At 66.6% G+C, this 18,937-nt stretch carries 14 protein-coding genes, 3 pseudogenes and 1 riboswitch; of the genes and pseudogenes, 7 read left to right on the top strand and 10 right to left on the bottom strand.

Features of this window, described 5'->3' with window-relative positions:
- Positions 1 to 16: 16 nt before the first annotated feature.
- The 3 genes and pseudogenes from H3V53_RS23765 to H3V53_RS23755 form a co-directional block, all read right to left on the bottom strand.
- Entirely contained in the window at positions 17 to 2,230 is a 2,214-nt protein-coding gene (locus H3V53_RS23765; protein ID WP_419539562.1) for a putative bifunctional diguanylate cyclase/phosphodiesterase, read from the bottom strand.
- A gap of 244 nt (positions 2,231 to 2,474) precedes the next feature.
- Entirely contained in the window at positions 2,475 to 3,308 is an 834-nt protein-coding gene (locus H3V53_RS23760; protein ID WP_336600044.1) for a class II glutamine amidotransferase, read from the bottom strand.
- Positions 3,309 to 3,393: 85 nt separating this feature from the next.
- Positions 3,394 to 4,066: pseudogene (locus H3V53_RS23755) on the bottom strand (MarC family protein).
- A 290-nt stretch (positions 4,067 to 4,356) separates the two neighbouring features.
- Between H3V53_RS23755 and H3V53_RS23750 the strand changes: the two are divergent.
- Positions 4,357 to 4,569, top strand: a complete 213-nt coding sequence (locus H3V53_RS23750; RefSeq protein ID WP_054921028.1) for a DUF3311 domain-containing protein — start codon at positions 4,357 to 4,359, stop codon at positions 4,567 to 4,569.
- The gene (locus tag H3V53_RS23745) at positions 4,566 to 6,044 is read left to right on the top strand and encodes a sodium:solute symporter family protein (RefSeq protein ID WP_336600043.1); all 1,479 of its coding nucleotides are present in this window, start codon (positions 4,566 to 4,568) and stop codon (positions 6,042 to 6,044) included. The genes H3V53_RS23750 and H3V53_RS23745 overlap by 4 nt, the downstream gene beginning before the upstream one ends.
- A gap of 135 nt (positions 6,045 to 6,179) precedes the next feature.
- Here H3V53_RS23745 and cobM read toward each other — a convergent pair whose 3' ends face one another.
- Genes cobM through cbiE form a run of 4 tightly spaced genes read right to left on the bottom strand, consistent with a single transcriptional unit; the run spans position 6,180 to position 9,959 of the window.
- Positions 6,180 to 6,911: a precorrin-4 C(11)-methyltransferase gene (cobM, locus tag H3V53_RS23740; RefSeq protein WP_336600042.1), complete on the bottom strand. Its 732-nt coding sequence runs from the start codon at positions 6,909 to 6,911 to the stop codon at positions 6,180 to 6,182.
- A gap of 2 nt (positions 6,912 to 6,913) precedes the next feature.
- Positions 6,914 to 7,642, bottom strand: coding sequence for a cobalt-precorrin-6A reductase (locus H3V53_RS23735; protein ID WP_336600041.1), 729 nt, complete (start codon positions 7,640 to 7,642; stop codon positions 6,914 to 6,916).
- The gene (locus tag H3V53_RS23730) at positions 7,639 to 8,757 is read right to left on the bottom strand and encodes a cobalt-precorrin-5B (C(1))-methyltransferase (protein WP_336600040.1); all 1,119 of its coding nucleotides are present in this window, start codon (positions 8,755 to 8,757) and stop codon (positions 7,639 to 7,641) included. The genes H3V53_RS23735 and H3V53_RS23730 overlap by 4 nt, the downstream gene beginning before the upstream one ends.
- On the bottom strand, positions 8,757 to 9,959 hold the full coding sequence (gene cbiE, locus H3V53_RS23725; RefSeq protein WP_336600039.1) for a precorrin-6y C5,15-methyltransferase (decarboxylating) subunit CbiE: 1,203 nt from the start codon (positions 9,957 to 9,959) through the stop codon (positions 8,757 to 8,759). The genes H3V53_RS23730 and cbiE overlap by 1 nt, the downstream gene beginning before the upstream one ends.
- A gap of 83 nt (positions 9,960 to 10,042) precedes the next feature.
- A riboswitch (cobalamin riboswitch) is annotated at positions 10,043 to 10,227 on the top strand.
- Positions 10,228 to 10,346: 119 nt separating this feature from the next.
- Here cbiE and cobG point away from each other — a divergent pair.
- The 5 genes and pseudogenes from cobG to H3V53_RS23700 all read left to right on the top strand — a co-directional run bounded on the left by cobG (position 10,347) and on the right by H3V53_RS23700 (position 15,970).
- Complete coding sequence (gene cobG, locus H3V53_RS23720) at positions 10,347 to 11,702, top strand: precorrin-3B synthase (protein WP_336600038.1); 1,356 nt, start codon at positions 10,347 to 10,349, stop codon at positions 11,700 to 11,702.
- On the top strand, positions 11,695 to 12,321 hold the full coding sequence (locus H3V53_RS23715; protein ID WP_336600037.1) for a precorrin-8X methylmutase: 627 nt from the start codon (positions 11,695 to 11,697) through the stop codon (positions 12,319 to 12,321). Before cobG ends, H3V53_RS23715 begins: the two co-directional genes overlap by 8 nt.
- Positions 12,322 to 13,077, top strand: coding sequence for a precorrin-2 C(20)-methyltransferase (locus H3V53_RS23710; RefSeq protein WP_336600036.1), 756 nt, complete (start codon positions 12,322 to 12,324; stop codon positions 13,075 to 13,077). It begins immediately after the preceding gene.
- Positions 13,074 to 14,820 (top strand): annotated as a pseudogene (gene cobJ, locus H3V53_RS23705) (precorrin-3B C(17)-methyltransferase). The gene H3V53_RS23710 and the pseudogene cobJ overlap by 4 nt, the downstream one beginning before the upstream one ends.
- Positions 14,821 to 15,016: 196 nt before the next feature.
- Entirely contained in the window at positions 15,017 to 15,970 is a 954-nt protein-coding gene (locus tag H3V53_RS23700; RefSeq protein WP_336600035.1) for a flagellar brake protein, read from the top strand.
- Positions 15,971 to 16,045: 75 nt separating this feature from the next.
- On the opposite strand, the gene H3V53_RS23695 is transcribed toward H3V53_RS23700, so the two are convergent.
- The 3 genes and pseudogenes from H3V53_RS23695 to H3V53_RS23690 form a co-directional block, all read right to left on the bottom strand.
- Complete coding sequence (locus H3V53_RS23695; protein ID WP_336600034.1) at positions 16,046 to 17,653, bottom strand: YadA family autotransporter adhesin; 1,608 nt, start codon at positions 17,651 to 17,653, stop codon at positions 16,046 to 16,048.
- A 132-nt stretch (positions 17,654 to 17,785) separates the two neighbouring features.
- A pseudogene (locus H3V53_RS43695) lies at positions 17,786 to 17,917 on the bottom strand (ESPR domain-containing protein); the annotation flags it as partial.
- Between the two features lie 365 nt (positions 17,918 to 18,282).
- A complete protein-coding gene (locus H3V53_RS23690; protein WP_336600033.1) occupies positions 18,283 to 18,921 on the bottom strand; it encodes a vWA domain-containing protein in 639 nt (212 codons plus the stop codon).
- Between the last annotated feature and the right edge of the window lie 16 nt (positions 18,922 to 18,937).

Genomic DNA, 18,937 nt, shown 5'->3' with positions numbered 1-18,937 from the left:
CGCCCGGCCCCGATGATCAGACGCCCGCCTGAAGGCGTCGCGCCTCCTGCGCGAACTCGCGCGGCAGGACGGGCCTGCCGAACAGATAGCCCTGCTGCCGCTCGCAGCCGATCGAACGCAAAAACGCGGCCTGCTCGGTCGTCTCGACACCTTCCGCCGTCACGTTCATGCCGAGCGAATGCGCCATCGCAACAACCGCGTGCGTGATCGCCACGGCATCGCGATGCTCGGGCAGCCCCGCCACGAACGAGCGGTCGACCTTCAGGCTGTGCAGCGGAAAGCGCTTCAGGTAGGACAGCGACGAATAGCCCGTGCCGAAGTCGTCGACGGAAATGCGCACGCCCATGCGCGCGAGCGCCGACAGCAGCGGCATCACGTTGTCGCTGTCGCTCATCAGCACGCCTTCCGTGATTTCCAGCTCCAGCGCCGACGGCTCCAGCCCCGCCAGTTCGAGACTCAGCGCCACGTGTTCGATCAGCTCGCCGTTGATCTGACGCGGCGACAGGTTCACCGCGATCATCAGATCCGGCGTGATCGTGCGGCGCCATTCGACGGCCTGCATGCACGCGTTTTCCATCACCCAGCGGCCGATCTCGACGATCAGGCCGGTATCTTCGGCCACGGGTATGAACTCCGCGGGCGACAGTTGACCCAGTTCGCTGTTGTACCAGCGCAGCAGCGCCTCCGCGCCGACGATGCGCCCCGTCGCGCCTTCGACGATGGGCTGATAGGCAAGACTCAATTCGTCCGACGCGAGCGCGCGGCGCAACGACTGCTCGATGGCGAAACGCCGCTGCAGGCGCTGGCTCAGCTCGGCGGTGAAAAACTGGAAGTTGTTGCGCCCGCGTTGCTTCGCGTCGTACATCGCGGAATCGGCGTTGCGCATCAGAGTCTGCGCGTCGCGCCCGTCGCCGGGAAAAACGCTGATGCCGATCGACGCGCCCAGGTAATACTCGTTGCCGCCGACGGCGAACGGCTGCGCGATCGTATCGAGCACGCGCTGCGCAAGCGAGGTCAGGAACGACAGATCGCCGTAATGGCCCGTCGCGATCACGAACTCGTCGCCGCCGACGCGCGCGAGCGTGTCCTCGCTGCGCACGCAGGCCGACAGCCGCGCGGCGACGCTGCACAGCAGTGCGTCGCCCGCTTCGTGGCCGGCGATGTCGTTGACCTTCTTGAAGCCGTCGAGATCAACGAACAGCACGGCGAGGTTCGGCGCGGCCGGCTCAGGCGCGGCCGGCTCAGGCGCGGCCGGCTCAGGCGCCGGCCGCTCAGGTGCGCCCGGCTCAGGCGCTGCATGCTCCGCCGCCGCATGCGGCGCGAGCAGCTGGCTCATCCTGTCCGCGAGAAACGCGCGATTGTAGAGGCCCGTGAGCGAATCGCGCGTGGCCAGTTGCTGCAGTTGCGCGCGCGCGGCCCGCACCGCGCTGACATCGTTGAACGACACGAGCACCGCGTGCGGCTCCGTCTCGCCCGGCCTGACGATGGGCACGACGTTCTCGGTGATCCAGATCGACTCGGCCGACGTCAGTTCGAGCCGGAGCACGATGCCGACCACGGGATGGCCGGTGCGCAGCACGCGCTGCGTTGGCTGGTCGCTGGTCCCGACGGCGGAGCCGTCTTCCCAGAACGCGGTGCGGATGACCTTGTCGATGTGCTGGCCGATGACCTCGCCCGTCGCGCGCAGCATGCGCCGCGCGCTCGGATTGCAGGCGAGCACGATCCCTTCGCGCGTCTGCACGACGATGCCTTCGTTCAGGTGATCGACGACCAGCCGGTGATGCTCCTCGCTTTGCGCAAGCCGCTTGCGCATCCGATCCTGATGCACGGCGAGACCCACGCTTTGGCCGATCTCGCGCAGCATCGCCTGCTCGTCGCTGTTTGGACGCCGCCGCGCGCGGTAATAGACGCCGAATGCGCCGAGCACCTGGCCCGCGTCGTCCTCGAACGGCACCGACCAGCACGCGCGCAGCCCGAATGGCAGCGCGAGATGGCGGAAATCGGCCCACAGCGGATCGCTTTCGATGTCGTCGACGACGACGAGCCGCCGCTCGTACATCGCCGTGCCGCACGAGCCGGCGCACGGGCCGATCGGCATGCCGTCGATGGCCGCGCTGTACTGCGCCGGCAGCGACGGCGACGCGCCCACGCGCACCGTGACGCCGTCCGTGTCCAGCACGAGGATCGAGCACTTCGCGCCCGCGCCGAGCAGCGCCAGGCGCGCCGGCACACTTCCGCCAGCAGTTCCGGCAGCGGCGTGCTGCGCGTCAGCAGCCGCAGCACGCTCTGCTCGGACGCGAACACTTCGGCGGCGAGATCGGACTCGTGGCGGGCGACGTCGGATGGCTTCCCGTTCGCGATGTCTGCGGTCACGTGACGGCTCATGGTTGCACTCCCTCGATGCAACAACGGCAGACGGACGCACGTCGCGCATCCGGGTTTACCCCTAATCGCGACCAGATACGGCACGTACGCTAGGCGCGACGCGGATTGAATATCCGTCCTTCGATCCGGCCGCGCTTCGCGACGATCGCGACCGATTCCGGCACCTCTTGCCACAGGCCTTCGAGGTCGAGCAGCGGCTCCGACAGGACGAGAAAGGCGTCGCTGCCGACAGCCGCGAAGCGCGGATCGTCGGGATAAAGCTCCATTAAATGACGAATCGACGTGCTGTGATAGAGCGAGCGCGAGTTCCGCTCGCTCGAATAGCGCGCGGCGACGATCTGTTCGCCATCCATCGCGCACACCGTCATGTTCAGCGGTTCGCTGACGCCATGCTTGTCCGCGGTCTCCTCGACAAAACACGCCATCCGCTCCAGCGCCTGCACGGGCTCGATTTCGAGGCCGAAAGTCAGCGCAAGATAGAACATCACTTCGGAATCCGTCGAACCTTCGATCGACGCGAACAGATCGGGATTGATGCCGAGCATCAGGTCGCGCCGCAGTCTCGGATAGTCGCGGATCAGGCCGTTGTGCACGAATAGCCAGCGGCCGTACCGGAACGGGTGACAGTTGGTTTCCTGCGACGGCGTGTCGGTGGCCGAGCGGATATGCGCGACGAACACCCGCGAGCGCACGGCGCGCGCCGCGTCGCGCAGGTTGCGGTCGCTCCACGCCGGCTGCGCGCAACGATAACGAAACGGCAGCTCGTCGGGCTCGCCGTACCAGCCGACGCCGAAGCCGTCCCCGTTGGTCGTGGTCGCGCCCAGTCGCGAATGCAGGCTCTGGTCGATCAGCGAATGCCTGGCTCGAAAGAGTACGGCTTCGAGCTGGATCGGGTTTCCTGTGTAAGCCAGCCAGCGGCACATGATCGCTCTCCTCGATGAAATACGACTTCGCGCGCGCCGGTTTCGCACTGTTCGACGGGATTCGTATCCGCGTCGCGGACGCCGCTCAGTTGTTCAGCCGCCCGTTCGCGATCGGCGCGAGAAACTCCGACAGCCCCGTCAAAATGATCTGCACGCCGATGCACAGCAGCAAAAACGCCGACACGCGCAACGCCACCTTCGTGCCTTCCTTGCCGAGATAGCGGCCCAAGGTCGCGGCATGGTTGTACGTGAACCAGATCGCGAGCAAGACGAGAAACGAAATCGTCACGGACGCGATCGACGACATCAGGAACTCCGACAGCTTGTGACTGCGGTTCGCGTTCAACGCAATGGCTGTCGCCATCGTGCCGGGGCCCGTCGTAAGCGGCACTGTCAGCGGGAAGAAAGCCTTCGACATTGCATTGTCGGGATCGACGGGCTTGACGGCTGCTTCGTTCGGCTGCCGCTCCGGCGCATTGAGCATGTTCCAGGCGCTGACGGCAACCGCCAGCCCCCCCGCCGATGCGCAGCGCCTCCATCGAAATGCCGAAGAAATGCAGGATCGGCGTCCCGACAAAGAATACGACCAGCAGCACGACGAACGCATTGATGGACACGCGCTTCGCGAGCGCCGCGCGCTCGGCGTCCGTCAACGAATCGGTGCGGTCGAGAAACACGAAGGCGATCGCAATGGGATTGATGATGCTGATCAATCCCGTGAAGCCAAACAGAATTTCCGAAATCAGGCTGGAAAGCATCGACGGTTCCGCTCTTTTGATGGTTCTGATTTTTTTGCGCCGCGCCATGGCGCACGGGGGCGCAGCGGGGCGCGAACAGTGTAATGGCAAGCCGTTTCGCCCGCCACGATAGCAGGCATTATTCATGCGGCGCAGCAGGCGGCCGCGCTGCTTTCGGTCCATCGGCGTTATTTTTGACAGCCTTTACCGAACGGGTCAGCCAGGCATACAGTCGGTGCGCGGTACTCTGTCATCGCTTCACGAAAAGACGTTCTGAGAGACCGGCTCATTCACCCTTGGGAGGGTTGTCCATGTCATTTCGTCTGCTCGCTGTGCTGCCGTTCATCGGCATACTGCTCGGCGTTCCGTTCGTCAACCGCGTCGAACCGCTCGTGCTCGGCATGCCGTTCGTGCTGGCGTGGATCGTCATGTGGGTCGTGTTGAGTGCCCTCATCATGGCCATCATCTACCGGCTCGACCCTACGAACCGCGATGCGTCGACGGGCGAGGAGGTGCGTTCATGAGCAGCGCACTCGTCATCATCGCCGCCGTCACGCTGTTCGCGCTGTATCTCGGCGTGCGCGCGCGTCACGGCCACGACATGAGCCTCGAACAGTGGACAGTGGGCGGCCGCAGCTTCGGCACCGCGTTCGTGTTCCTGCTGATGGCAGGCGAAATCTATACGACGTTCACGTTCCTCGGCGGCAGCGGCTTCGCGTACGGCAAGGGCGCGCCCGTCTACTACATCCTCGCGTACGGCACGCTCGCCTACGTGCTGTCGTACTGGATGTTGCCGCCTGTGTGGCGCTTCGCGAAAACGCATCGCGTCGTGTCGCAGCCGCACTTCTTCGCGCGCAAGTACGACAGCACTTCGCTTGGCGTGCTGGTCGCCGTCGTCGACGTCGCCGCGCTGATTCCGTATCTGGTGCTGCAATTGAAGGGGCTTGGCATCATCGTATCGACGGCGTCGTACGGCGTGATTTCGTCGTCGGCGGCAATCTGGATCGGGGCGATCGTCGTGACCATTTACGTCACGATGTCGGGCGTGCGCGGCTCGGCATGGAACTCGGTCGTCAAGGATCTGCTGATCCTCGGCATCGTGCTGTTCCTCGGCATCTATCTGCCGATTCACTACTACGGCGGCCTCGGCGAGATGTTCCATGCGATCGACGCCGCGCATCCGAACTTCCTCACATTCCCGGAGAAAGGCTCGAGCGTCACGTGGTTCCAGTCGACGGTGCTGCTCACGGCGCTCGGCTTTTTCATGTGGCCGCATACGTTCGGCTCCGTGTTCACCGCGAGAGACGAACGCATCTTCCGCCGCAACGCGATGGTGCTGCCGCTCTATCAGCTGATCCTGCTGTTCGTGTTCTTCGTCGGCTTCGCGGCCGTGCTGAAAGTGCCCGGACTCAAGGGCGGCGACATCGACCTGTCGCTGTTCAAGGTCTCGCTGCAGACGTTCGATCCGTGGTTCGTCGGCGTGATCGGCGCCGCGGGCGTGCTGACTGCGCTCGTGCCCGGCTCGATGATCCTGACGACGGCCTCCACGCTGCTCGCCAACGACATCTATCGCGGTGTCGTGCAGCGCAACGCGTCCGATGAAAGCGTGGCCAAGCTCGCGCGCGTGTTCGTGCCCGTCGTCGCGCTCGTCGCGGTGTTCTTCACGCTGCACGGCGGCGAGACGATCGTCGCGCTGCTGCTGATGGGTTACAGCTTCGTGACGCAGCTGTTTCCCGCTGTCATCTGCAGCCTCGCGCCGCGCAATCGCGCGACGAAGCAAGGGGCGTTTTGCGGGATTCTGGCGGGCGTTGCCGTCGTCGCCGTGACGACGCTGATGCATATCAGCGTCGCGCAACTGATGCCGTTCCTGCCGGATGCCGCGAAGGACATCAATATCGGCTTTCTCGCGCTGGCAGTGAATGTGATCGTGTTCGTTATCGTGAGTGCGGTCACGCAGCCGCATGCGCAGGCCGAAGAGTCGCGCGTGCATACGCATTGATGTTCTTCCTATGCCGGCGGCGCGTTGTGGTTGTTTGATGGGTGCGCGCGTCGCTGGCCGCTTGAGCGTTATCCGCGACCTCCGCGCACCATGCTTCCTGCGGCAACGGCTCACCTCGCCCGTTGCCCCCTGCTTTCAGTCGCGTTCCTTCGCATACAACGTCGAGTCAGCAAAATGCTCGGCATCGAGCACCCGTCCGACAAGAATCAACGCCGTGCGCTCGATATCCGTCGCCGCTACCTTCGCGACGATATCCGCCAGCGTGCCCGTCACCTTCTCTTCATCCGGCCAGCTTGCTCGGTAGATCACAGCGACGGGACAATCGCTGCCGTAATGCGGCGTCAGCTCATCCACGATTCGCGCGAGATGCCGCACGCCCAGATGAATTGCCATCGTCGCGCGATGCCGCGCCAGATCCGCCAGTTGCTCGCCTTCGGGCATCGACGTCTTGCGCGCATAGCGCGTGAGAATCAGCGTCTGCGATACGTCGGGCAGCGTCAGCTCGACGCCGAGCGCCGCCGCGCACGCGGCCGTTGCCGTCACGCCTGGCACGATCTCGTACGGAATGCCGAGCGCGCGCAAGCGCCGGATCTGTTCGCCGATCGCGCCATACAAAGACGGATCACCGGAATGCACGCGCGCGACGTCCTGCCCTTTCGCGTGCGCTTGCACCAGCAGCGCGACGATCGCATCGAGATCGAGTTCGGCCGTGTTAACCACGTTCTCCGCGACATTCCCGCTCAGCACGGCTTCGGGCACGAGCGACCCCGCATACAGGATCACGGGGCACGTACGCACGAGTCGCTGCCCTTTCACCGTGATCAGTTCGGGATCGCCAGGACCCGCGCCGATAAAAAACACCGTCATCTCTACTGCACTCCCTCTTCACTCAACGCGCGCAGCACCTGCGCGGGACTCTCGAACTCGCGATCGACGGCGGGCAGCGCGGGCCGCGTCAACATCACGACGGGCACCCTCAATTCGCGCGCGACGTCGAGCTTGGCTTGCGTCGCTGCGCCGCCGCTGTTCTTCGTCACGAGCACGTCGATGCCGTTGAGCGCGAACAGCGCCCGCTCGCCGTCGATATCGAATGGACCGCGCGCGTCGATGATGCGCGCGCGTTCGTTGCCCGCATGCGCATCGAGACAACGCACGATCCAGAACTGATGCGCGGGTATCTCGTCCAGATGCGACAGCGGCTCGCGACCTGACGTGAACAGCACGCGCCTGAACGGACAGATTGCATCGGCCAGCGCGTCCCAGCCGTCCACCATGCGCCAGTCGTCGCCAGCCTGCGGCGTCCAGCCCGCGCGGCGCAGCGCCCAGCACGGCACGCCCGCCGCGCGGCACGCTGCCGCCGCGTTCGCGCTCATCTGCGCGGCGTAGGGATGCGTCGCGTCGATTACGAGCGCGATGCCTTCGCTTTCGATATACCGCGCGAGCCCTTCGCTGCCGCCGAAGCCGCCGACGCGCACCGCGCACGCCAGCCCTTGCGGCACGCGCCCAAGCCCCGCGAGGCTGTACACATCACGCGAGGCAAGCTGCCGCGCGATCTGCAACGCGTCGCCCGTGCCGCCCAGCAGCAGCACGCGCTTCATCGCGCCGCTCCGATGATGTTGCCCTGCCGGTCGATGGCGAACATTTCGACGGCAACCGTTTCGGGCACGATCTCGCGCGCCACCGCGCGCGCGCGTTCGCAGACGATGTCGCCGAGCGGCACGCCTTGTTTCAGCGCCATTGCCAGCGCTTCCTGGCTGGTATTCGCGCCGACCATCGCGCGCCGCAACGCTTCATCGCTCGACGGATGTTCGCTCGACCACGCGGCCAGTTGCGGCAAGTCGATGCTCGAGTGGCGGCTGTGCAGATCGAGATGCCCTGCCGCCAGCTTGCTCAGCTTGCCGAAGCCGCCGCACATGCTGAGCTTGTCGACAGGCGCGCGTTTCAGATGCTTGAGCACCGCGCCCGCGAAGTCGCCCATTTCGATCAGCGCGATATCGGGCAAATGATAGTAAGCGCGCATCGCGTCCTCACTCGCGTTCCCCGTGCACGCGGCAATGTGCAAGTAGCCGTTCGCGCGCGCCACGTCGATGCCCTGATGAATCGACGCGATATACGCCGAGCACGAAAACGGCCGCACGATGCCCGTCGTGCCGAGAATCGACAGGCCGCCGACGATGCCAAGGCGCGGGTTCATCGTTTTCTGCGCGAGCGCCTCGCCGTGCTCGACGCCGATCGTCACCTCGAAGCCCCCTGCATAGCCGCATTCGGCCGCGAGGTCGGTCAGATGCGCGGTCATCATCTGACGCGGCACCGGGTTGATGGCCGGTTCGCCGACGGGCAGCGTGAGGCCCGCGCGCGTCACCGTGCCGACGCCCGGTCCCGCATGAAAGCGCACGCCGGGCGCGTCGCTCAGGCGCACGCGCGCGAACACGACGGCGCCGTGCGTGACGTCGGGGTCGTCGCCCGCGTCCTTCACCGTGCCTGCCTCCGCGCCGCAGTCGTTCGCGCTGTCGCTCGGGTCGGCAGTCATCAGGCGGCAGAACACGAGCTTCATCGGCACGAGCTGACCCTTCGGCAACACGATCTCCGCGACATCGCTGGCGATGCCCGTCAGCAGCAGACGCGCCGCCGCGAGAGACGTTGCCGTCGCGCAACTTCCCGTCGTGTAGCCGCTGCGCAGCGGCGCGGGTTGTTCGGGGCTCTCGTTGCGCATCACGGTTTGCTGGTGTCGAGCAGCGTGATGGGAAGCGCGGCGCGCCACGTCTCGAAGCCGCCGAGCGGCTGCGCCTGCGCGAGCGCGATGCGCGTGAGCGTGCCGCCATGCCGCGCGCGCCATGCGGTGAGGGCCGCTTCGCCTTCAAGCGTGACGGCGTTCGCGACCAGGCGTCCGCCGCTTTTCAGCGCGTGCCAGCACGCGTCGAGCACGCCGTGCACCGTCACGCCGCCGCCGATGAAAATCGCATCGGGCGCGGGCAAGCCGTCCAGCGCATCGGGCGCATTGCCCGCGATCAATTGCAGGTTCGGCACGCCAAGCGCTTCGCGATTGTGTTCGATGAAGCGCTGCCGCTCGCTATTCGCTTCGATCGCGATTGCGCGGCACGCCGGGTGCGCGCGCATCCATTCGATGCCGATCGACCCGCACCCCGCGCCGACGTCCCACAGCAGTTCGCCCGGCGCAGGCGCGAGACGGCCTAGCGTGAGCGCGCGCACGTCGCGCTTGGTCAGCTGGCCGTCGTGGCGAAACGCGTCGTCGGGCAAGCCCGGCGTGAGCGCAAGGCGCGGCGCGGATGCATCGCGCGCGCATTCGAGCGCGATCACGTTCAGCGACGCCGTCCCGCCGATCTCCCACGAGTGGGCGCGCCCGTCGATCAGGCGTTCGGACGCGCTGCCCAGATGCTCCATCACGATCATGCGCGTCGCGCCGAAGCCGCATTGCGCGAGCCACGCGGCGACGGCGGCGGGCGTTGCGCCATCGGCGCTCAGCACGAACACGCGCGCGCCGTCGTGCAAATGCCGTTGCAACGCCGCGAGCGGCCGGCCGACCAGCGAGACCGTCGCGACATCCTGCAGCGGCCAGCCAAGGCGCGCCGCCGCGAGCGACACCGACGAAGGCGCGGGCAGCACGCGCAGTTCGTCGGTGCGAACGTGGCGCGCGAGCGTCGCGCCCACGCCGTAGAACATCGGGTCGCCGCTCGCCAGCACGCACACGGGCGTGTCGCGCCGCGCGAGCACGGGCGCGATGTCGAATGGCTGCGGCCACGGCTCGCGCGCGGCGGACAGGCACACGGGCAGCATCGCCAGATGCCGCGCGCCGCCGTAGATCACCCGCGCGTCGATCAACGCGCGCCGCGCCGCCTTTCCGAGGCCGGCAAAACCGTCGTCGCCCATTCCCACCACGGTCAGCCAGGCCGGCATGCGTCCATCCTCATTTGAATCTCGATAACGCCGCGGCAGCTTGTATTCAAAGGCCGCGGCATCGTTGTGCTGTTCGAAAAAAGGCATAATACCCGTTCGCCGGTGCCTTTCGGGGCCCAAGAGGGAACACAACACGGATCGCCGATGATTGTGGCTGCCCCCGCAACTGTATGCAGCAAGTCCACGCCAGCGCGCGCCCCGGGCATCGACTGGACCGCGGGCGTCGACGTGCTGCCAGCCAGATACCTGCCGGCCAACCAGTTCGTGCCAGCCACATCGGGCGGGGTGTACCGATGCCGTGCCGCTCTCATCCGAGACGCCCGGGCCGTCGCGCGACCCTAACCCGGTGATGTCTTGAGCCCAGCTTTCCGTTCGTCCGATGCCTGCATGCCGCGCCCTTCCGCCTGCCCGGGGCTGTTGCGCATCGTGCCCGCGCTCGACGGCGGCATCTGCCGCGTGAAGCTCGCGGGGGGCGCACTGGGCGCGTCGCAGGCTGATGCCATCGCCGACGCCATCGACGCGCACGCGTCGGGCGTCGTCGACGTGACCAATCGCGCGAACCTTCAGTTGCGCGGCGTGAAGCCGGGTCGCGAAGACGCGCTGATCGCCGCGCTGCTCGCGGCCGGGCTCGGCCCGCAGGCACACGCTCACGCGCTGGCCGACGACGTGCGCAACGTGATGATCAGTCCCGCCGCGGGCCGCGATGCGCACGCGCTGTTCGACACGGCTGGGCTTGCCGCTGAACTTCTCGCCCTGCTGCAAGGCGATGCGCGCTTCGCGGCGCTGTCGGCGAAATTCGCGCTGCTGCTCGACGGCGGCGAGCGTCTGATGATGCTCGATCATCCCCACGACATCTGGTTCTCCGCGCTGCGGCATCCCGCGCACGACAACGTGCTGGTCGGGTTCGGTCTCGCGGGCTGCCCGCCTGTCGACGCGCGGCACGCGGGCGCGCTGGCCGCCGTCGCGCCCGAACACATCGTGCCGTTGACGCAAGCACTCGTGCACACGTTTCTCGATCTCGCGCAGCCCGGCCACACGCGCATGCGCGATGTGCTCGCCACGCATGCCGCTGAAAGCGTGCTGGCGCAAGCCGCGCGCAAGACCAGCGTTCGGCTGCTACGCGACGCATACGTCGCGAACTGGCGCCGCGAGCCCGCCGACGCGTCACGCAGACTCGGCGCGCACGCGCAGCGCGACGCAACCCGCCTGCATTTGGGCGGGCAGCCTGCTTTGGGCCGCATGCGAAGCGCAACCTTGCGCGGACTCGCGAACATCGTGCGCAACAACGAAGGCGCGACGCTGCGCATGACGCCGTGGCAAGGCGTGCTGCTGACCGACATCGAGCCCGCAAACGTCGATGCGACGCTGCACGCACTCGCCGCCCTCGGCCTCGCCACGACGACATGCGATCCGCTGACTCGGGTGATCGCCTGCGCGGGTTCGACAGGCTGCGCGAAAAGCCTGGCGGACGTGAAAGCCGACGCAGCGACGCTCGCGCCGCACGTGCCCGGCCGCACGCAAGTGCATCTGAGCGGCTGCGCGCGATCGTGCGCGGCCGCGCATCGCGCGCCGTACACGCTGCTCGCCGTCGGCGGCGAACGCTATGACCTCTACCACACACAAGACCCGCGTGATCCCGCCGGCTTCGGCCGTCCCGTCGCGCGCGGCCTGACGATCGACGAAGCGGCGACGGCATTGAACGGGTCCGCGCCGCCCTCTTTTGATGAGCCATTCGATGCCTGAATACATCCGCGACGGACAGGAAATCTATCGCCAGTCGTTCGCGACGATACGCGCGGAAGCCGACCTCTCGCACATTCCCGCCGACCTCGAAAAGCTTGCCGTGCGCGTGATCCACGCGTGCGGCATGGTCGATATCGTCGGCGACCTGCGTTTTTCTGACGGCGCGGGCCAAGCCGGACGCCACGCGCTCGCGAACGGCGCGCCGATCCTCTGCGACGCGCGCATGGTCGCCGAAGGCATCACGCGCGCGCGCCTGCCCGCGAACAACGAAGTGATCTGCACGCTCGGCGACGCGCGCGTGCCCGCGCTGGCGCGCGAGCTGGGCAACACGCGCTCGGCCGTCGCGCTCGAGCTGTGGCGGCCGCATCTGGCGGGGAGCGTCGTCGTGATCGGCAACGCGCCCACCTCGCTCTTCTATCTGCTCGACATGCTCGACGCGGGCGCGCCGCGGCCGGCGCTGATTCTCGGCTTTCCCGTGGGCTTCGTCGGCGCGGCGGAGTCGAAGGCGCTGCTCGCCGCCGACAGCCGCGGCGTGCCGTTCGTCGCTGTGCACGGACGGCGCGGCGGCAGCGCGATGGCGGCGGCCGCCATCAACGCACTGGCCACGGAGGAAGAATAAATGGCCAAACAGAACGTCATGCGCGGACGGCTCTTTGGACTCGGCGTCGGTCCCGGCGACCCGGAACTGATCACCGTGAAGGCGCTGCGTCTGCTGAAATCGGCGCACGTGGTGGCGTATTTCGTCGCGAAGGGCAAGAAAGGCAACGCGTTTTCGATCATCGAATCGCATCTGTCGAGCGAGCAGGAACAATTGCCGCTCGTCTATCCCGTGACGACGGAAGCGCTCGAACCGCCGTTGTCGTATGAAGCGATCATTGCCGACTTCTACGATACAGCGGCCGAAGTGGTCGCGGCGCATCTCGACGCGGGACGCGACGTCGCCGTGATCTGCGAAGGCGACCCGTTCTTCTATGGCTCGTACATGTACCTGCACGACCGGCTCGCGAACCGGCTGTCGCCGCGCTTCGACGCCGAAGTCGTGCCCGGCGTCTGCTCGATGCTCGGCGGCGTCGCCGTGCTGGGCCAGCCGCTCGTCTACCGGAATCAGACGCTGTCGGTGCTGTCGGGCGTGCTGCCCGAAGACGAACTGAAGCGGCGTCTGGCCGATGCCGACGCTGCCGTCGTGATGAAGCTCGGCCGCAACTTCGACAAGGTGCGCCGTGTGCTCGACGAACTCGGGCTGGCGGATCGCGCGCTCTACGTCGAACGCGCGACGATGACGAACCAGCGCATCGTGCCCCTCGCCGACGTCGACCCGATGGCGTCGCCCTACTTCTCGCTGCTCGTCGTGCCGGGGGAAAAATGGCAAGGATGACGACGCCGCCCGCCGTCGTGATACTCGGCACCGGCGCGCAGCACACCGCGCGGCGCCTGCAGGCGCTGTACGACGGCGCGAAAGTGCACGGCCTGCATGGCCGCGTCGGCGAAGCGGATATCGCGTACACGGAACTCGGCGCGCATCTGCGCGAGCTGTATGCGAGCGGCACGCCGATCGTCGCGTTGTGCGCGGCGGGCATCGTGATCCGCTGCCTCGCGCCGCTGCTTGCGAACAAGGGCAGCGAGCCGCCCGTGCTGGCCGTCGCCGAAGACGGCAGCGCCGTCGTGCCGCTGCTCGGCGGATTGTCCGGCGTGAACCTGATGGCGCGCGAGATCGCCGCCGCGCTCGACGTGCAGCCGGCCATCACGACGAGCGGCGAACTGCGCTTCGGCGCGCGTGCTGAATCCGCCCGAAGGCTACGCGCTCGCGAGTCTCGATCAGGGCAAACGCTTCGTGTCCGATCTGCTCGCGGGCGAAGCGACGCGCATCGAAGGCGACGCGCCGTGGCTCGACGGCATGCCGTTGCCGCGCGCCGACAGCGCCCGGCGCCTGATTCGCGTCACGCCGCTCGCCTGGAGCGGCGCCGCCGACGAACTGGTGATCCACCCGCGCAGCGTCGTCGTCGCGGTGGACGAAGCAGCCGCCTCCGACGACAGCTTGCACGAACGCATACTCGACGCGGCGCGCGCCCGGGGGCTGGCCTCGCAATCGCTCGCGCTGCTGCTCGCGCCCGCCGCGCTGACGGGCCATGCCACGCTGGCGAAGGCGGCGCAGGCGTTGGACGTCGCGTTGCGCTTCGGGGCCGACGATGCAGCCGGTGTTGACAGCGCTGCGCCCAGCGCCGTCGACCTTCTTCGTAAGACCTTGCGTGTTCCGCACGAAGCCATCGACGGCGATCCAGACGCGCCCGTTGCCTTCGCCGTCGCTGCCGCGCCGCTCGATCCCGCGACGGTCGGCCGTGCGCGCGGCAAGCTGAGCGTGATTGGCCTCGGCCCCGGCGATGCGTCGCTGATGGTGCCCGCCGCGCGCGCCGCGCTCGCGCAGGCCACCGACGTCCTCGGCTACGAAACCTACGTGAAGATGGCGGGCCCGTTCCGGCCCGACCAGCGCGTCCACGCCACCGACAACCGCGAGGAGATGCAGCGCGCCCGCCATGCGTTCGAACTGGCGAGCGCGGGACGGCGCGTCGTGATGGTGTCGTCGGGTGATCCGGGCGTGTTCGCGATGGCGGCGGCCGTGCTCGAAGCCCTTGACGAGGCGGCACAGCACGCGCCGATGCAAGGCGCGGCATGGGCCGCCGTCGAACTCGAAATCGTCCCCGGCGTGTCCGCCGCGCTCGCGACGGCCGCGCAGGCCGGCGCTCCGCTCGGTCACGATTTCTGCGTGCTGTCGCTGTCGGACAACCTGAAACCGTGGGCCGTCATCGAAACGCGGCTGCGCCATGCCGCCGAGGCCGATCTGGTGATGGCGTTCTATAACCCGATTTCGCGCGCGCGCCCGTGGCAGCTCGACAAGGCGCTCGATATCGTGCGCGAATTCCGGGCACCGTCGACCATCGTGGTGCTAGGCCGCGATATCGGCCGGCCCGGTGCGACACTGAAAAACACCACACTTGCCGAACTCCGCTCGGGCGATGTCGATATGCGAACCACGGTGATAATCGGTGCTTCGACGACACGCGCGTTCCGGCCCGCCCAGAGCGGCCGCGAGTGGGTTTACACGCCGCGCTGGTATAAATGAAAGCCGGTTTGAACGTTTGCAGCGCTTTAAATCGGCTAATTACCTGCACCGAATAAACAAATCGTATAAAGACTGAAAGACACACTGAAAGCGCGCGAATAACGGATTGAAGTCGCGCATAAAAAATAAATTAAAGTTTTTCCATAGCGCGACGTATACAACGATTATCTCCGGCCAACGCTTCATTCGTCCCAATATGCAAACCAGTGAAGACACTGTCGATACGGGCGCGAACGCGCCCGCCGCCCCGCGTGAGCTTTCGCCCGACGCGGTGCCCATCGGCACGCCGCTCGATTTCCCGATCGTCGACGCCGACGGCGTGCTGCTGTTCGAGCGCGGCGCGGTCGTGATCGGCGCGGACGAGCATCGCTTTCTTTTCCAGAACTTCAAGCCGCAGCGCGGCGACCTGGACGACGCAGCCGCCGATCCCGCCACGGCCGGACCGGCAGCAAGGGCGTCCGGCGGCGAGCCCGAATCGCTCACGCTGAAGGAAATGCATCTGACGATCGGCGCGCTGATCGGCGTGCGCTCGCAGGTCGGCATGGGCGCGCCGATGCATCCGTCGCGCATCATCGGCTTCGCGCCGAACGAGTCGCTGTTCGTGACGCCGCCGCTCGTCGACGGCAAGCCGATGGCGCTCGCCGTCGGCGAGAACGTCGAGATCGTCGCGATTGCGAGCCAGGCGGTGTTCCGCTTTGTCTGCACCGTCGATTCCGTCTGCCAGGTGCCGTTCCACTACCTCGTGCTGTCGAAGCCGGGCGCGGTGCGGCGTCTGCGCGAGCGCAAGTCGGTGCGCGTGCGCGCGAGCCTGCCGCTGCGCTTTTCGATCGAAGCGGAAGGCAGCGGTTATGAGAGTCTCGGCCTCGTGCAGAGCGTGAGCGCGATGGGCATGTCGTTCGCGGCGCCGTGGACGGTCGGTGAAGTCGGCAAGCGGATTCGTGTCGCGTTCCGCCTGCAGTCCAAGGACATGGACACGTCGATTGAAACGACGGCGATTATCCGTAACATTCAGACGGGTTCGAAGCCCGGTGATCCCGCCACGCACGGCATCGAGTTCGAGAAGCTCGATCAGGTCGAGCAGATGGCGCTGAAGGTGTACGTGTTCGACCGCATCGACGATGTGATCTTCTGGACGAGCGGACCGAAGTAAGTCCGGCGTTTCGCTCGCCCACGAAAGACGGCCCGGTCATGCGCATGATCGGGCCGTCTGCTTTTGCAAACCGCCTTAGAACTCGTAGCCGACCTGCGCGCGCACGCCCGCATCGCCCGACGTCGTCACCGACAACGCGCCGTTCACGAGCCACTTGCCGTCACGCGAGCGATACGTCGCGCCCACGCCGACGGCCGAGCCGCTCTTGTAGTTGCCCGCGCCCGCCGCGACGACGGTATTGCCCGGCTGCGACGGCGTGAGGTTCGGCATCGCCATCGCCGCCGCGACGCCCGCATAGGCGTTCTTCGCGACCTCGTTGACGGAGTGCTGCATCGCGCCGATCTGCTGGTCGGTGTAGTCCTTCGCGGTCATGCCCGCGGGCAGATTGCCGACGGCACTCGACACGGCCTCGTTCAACTGGCCGACGTTGACGGCATCGGTCTTCTGCGTGCCGGCCGCCACGTTGGCGATCTGCCGCTCGTTGCCCGCCGAACCCACCGACACCGTGTTCGCGCGGTCGGCCACCGACCCGTCGCCGAGCGCGACCGCGTGATCGGCCGTCGCCTTCGCGTTCGCCCCCATCGCCACCGAGCTGTTGCCGCTCGCCTGCGCGTTGTAGCCGCTCGCGATCGACTGGGTGCCGCTTGCATTCGCCGCCGCGCCCATCGCCATGGCATGCGTGCCCGCGGCCTGCGACGCTTCCGTGTTGCGGTCGCCATCGGCGATGAACAGCGAATCGACGCCCGTGCCGACGTTGACCACCGCGCTCTCGATCGCGGCTGTCATCTGGTTCAGGTTCACGGCATCCGTGCCTTGCGTGGCGTCCGCGACGTTGGTGATCTGACGCTCGTTGCCCAACGAGCCGACGGAAACGGTATTCGCACGATTCGCGACCGAGCCCGGACCGAGCGCGACAGCGTTCGAAGCGGTAGCTTGCGCGCCGCTGCCGAGCGCCGTCGATGCCGCCGCCGATGCCGTCGCCTGGCTGCCGAGGGCGCTGGCATTCGCGCCGCTCGCAAGCGCCGCGCCGCCGATGGCCACCGTGTTCGCGCCCGCCGCCGACGAATCGGCGAGCGTCGAACTCGTGTGGAAGTACTTCAGGCTGTTGCCGCTCGACCCGTTGCCCGTCGCGATGTTCGCAAGCCGCGTGTCGATGTTCGCGAGCGCCGTACCTGCTGCCATGTTCGTGATCTGGCGCTGTGCCGTTGCAGAGCCGACGGATACGCTGTTCGCGCGATCGGCAACCGCGTTAGCGCCGAGTGCGACCGCGTTGCTCGCGCTGGCTGTAGCGGCCGGACCTGCGGCGACGCTGTCCGCGCCCGTCACAGTCGAATCCGCCAGCGACGAGTTCGCGTGGAAGTACTTGAGACTGCTACCGCCGTTGCCAATGTTGTTGACGAGGTTCGTCAGATTGGCGACGTTCTGGTTGGTTGCGAAAAGCTGCGAACCGTTCACGGCATCTGTGCTGCGGCTGGCGATCTCTCCCGGCGCAAGCTGGGTGATCTGATTGCCGCTCATGAGCACAGCATTCTTCATCAGGATGCCGGCCGTGCCCGTGAGCGTGAGTGAGCCGTTGCCCCATCCCGAGATGCCCACCGTCGGAGAGGGACCCGTACCGTCATCGCCGCCCTGGTAGTTTTCACTGTTTCCGAGCGCAAACGCGATCCCTTGCGAGCAACCCACGATGTTTGTGTAAACCCCCGTGTATCCAATGGCGGTGCCATAGGAGGACGGGTTTGCACTGCAGATTGTCAAACCGCCGTTGCCTAGCGTGTTAGCGGCTGCAATCGTCCCGTGCAAACCAGCGCTAACTCCAACGAGGCCCAATACCGAACCGACAGCGAGCTTCCGGCTGGTCGATCGCTTCGCGCGGCCCGTTGCATTCTCCTGCACCGCAACCCAGGTTCCGGTCGACTCATTCCATACCGATCGATACGTCTTGTTCATTCGTTATCCTATTTAAAGCATCGATTTTTTTACCAGACCACCTTTCGTGATTTGCACTACGGACCACGGGAAGCAGTCGTCACCACTTCCGGACGTCATGCAAATCTAGCCGACGAAAGATATGAAAAGCGCTCGGAAAGCCGAATAGGACAGGTCTTATTGCGCGAAGCAAGGGCCCAATTTCGAAGGTTTCCTACATGCGGAATTGAAACGGGCAATCAGTCAACGTGCGCAGCGTATGCCGGTTCGAATGAAGGAGAAATGCAACGGACGTGACGAAGCAAGCGACGCGTCACCAGGATTTTTTTCTTTTACAAGACGTGCAGAGGAATCGTCGCGCCGAATCGCGCAACGTGAATTGAAGCTTAAGCGCCCATCAGCGCATCAAATGGAAACCACTCGCCGCTCCACTCGCGCGCGAGTTCCGCGCAGCGCCCGATGCGCGTGCGCTCCAGTTCGAAATCGACGATCACCACATGATCGGCGTGCGCGGGCCGCGCAGGCATACCGCTGCTGCGGCCATCGGAAAGCACCCACAGCCAGCGCTGCTGCATCGGCCGACGCCGCGCGACACGTTCCAGCATTGCGGACGCCGCTTCAACGCCGAGGATCAACGGCGTCCCGCCGCCGCCGCCGATAGGCTCGATCCACCGCTCGTTCCACCAGCGCGGCGCGGCGGGACCAAACCGCACATCGGCGCGATCGCCGCCAAAGCAAACCAGCGCCACGTCAGCACGCGCGGCGCGCGCCTGATCGAACATTGCGACGAGCAGACCTTTCGCGCGCGCGAGTTTTTGGCTCGACATCATCGACCCGGAGCAATCGAGCACGAAGCAATGCAGCACGCCGCCGCGCGCGTCTTCGTGCACATAGCGCAAATGGTCCACGCGCAAGCGCTCATCACGCTTCGCGGCCAGCGTGCGCGGCCATGCGATGCGCGCGCCGGAAGAACCGTCGCGTGTCGCATCGCCCGCGCCTTGGCGCCATCGAAAACCGCTGCGCATTGCGCGCGCGGCCGCG

The organism is Paraburkholderia bengalensis (genome assembly GCF_037126505.1).
GTDB lineage: Bacteria > Pseudomonadota > Gammaproteobacteria > Burkholderiales > Burkholderiaceae > Paraburkholderia > Paraburkholderia bengalensis.
This window is presented reverse-complemented; position numbering and strand designations above follow the sequence as displayed.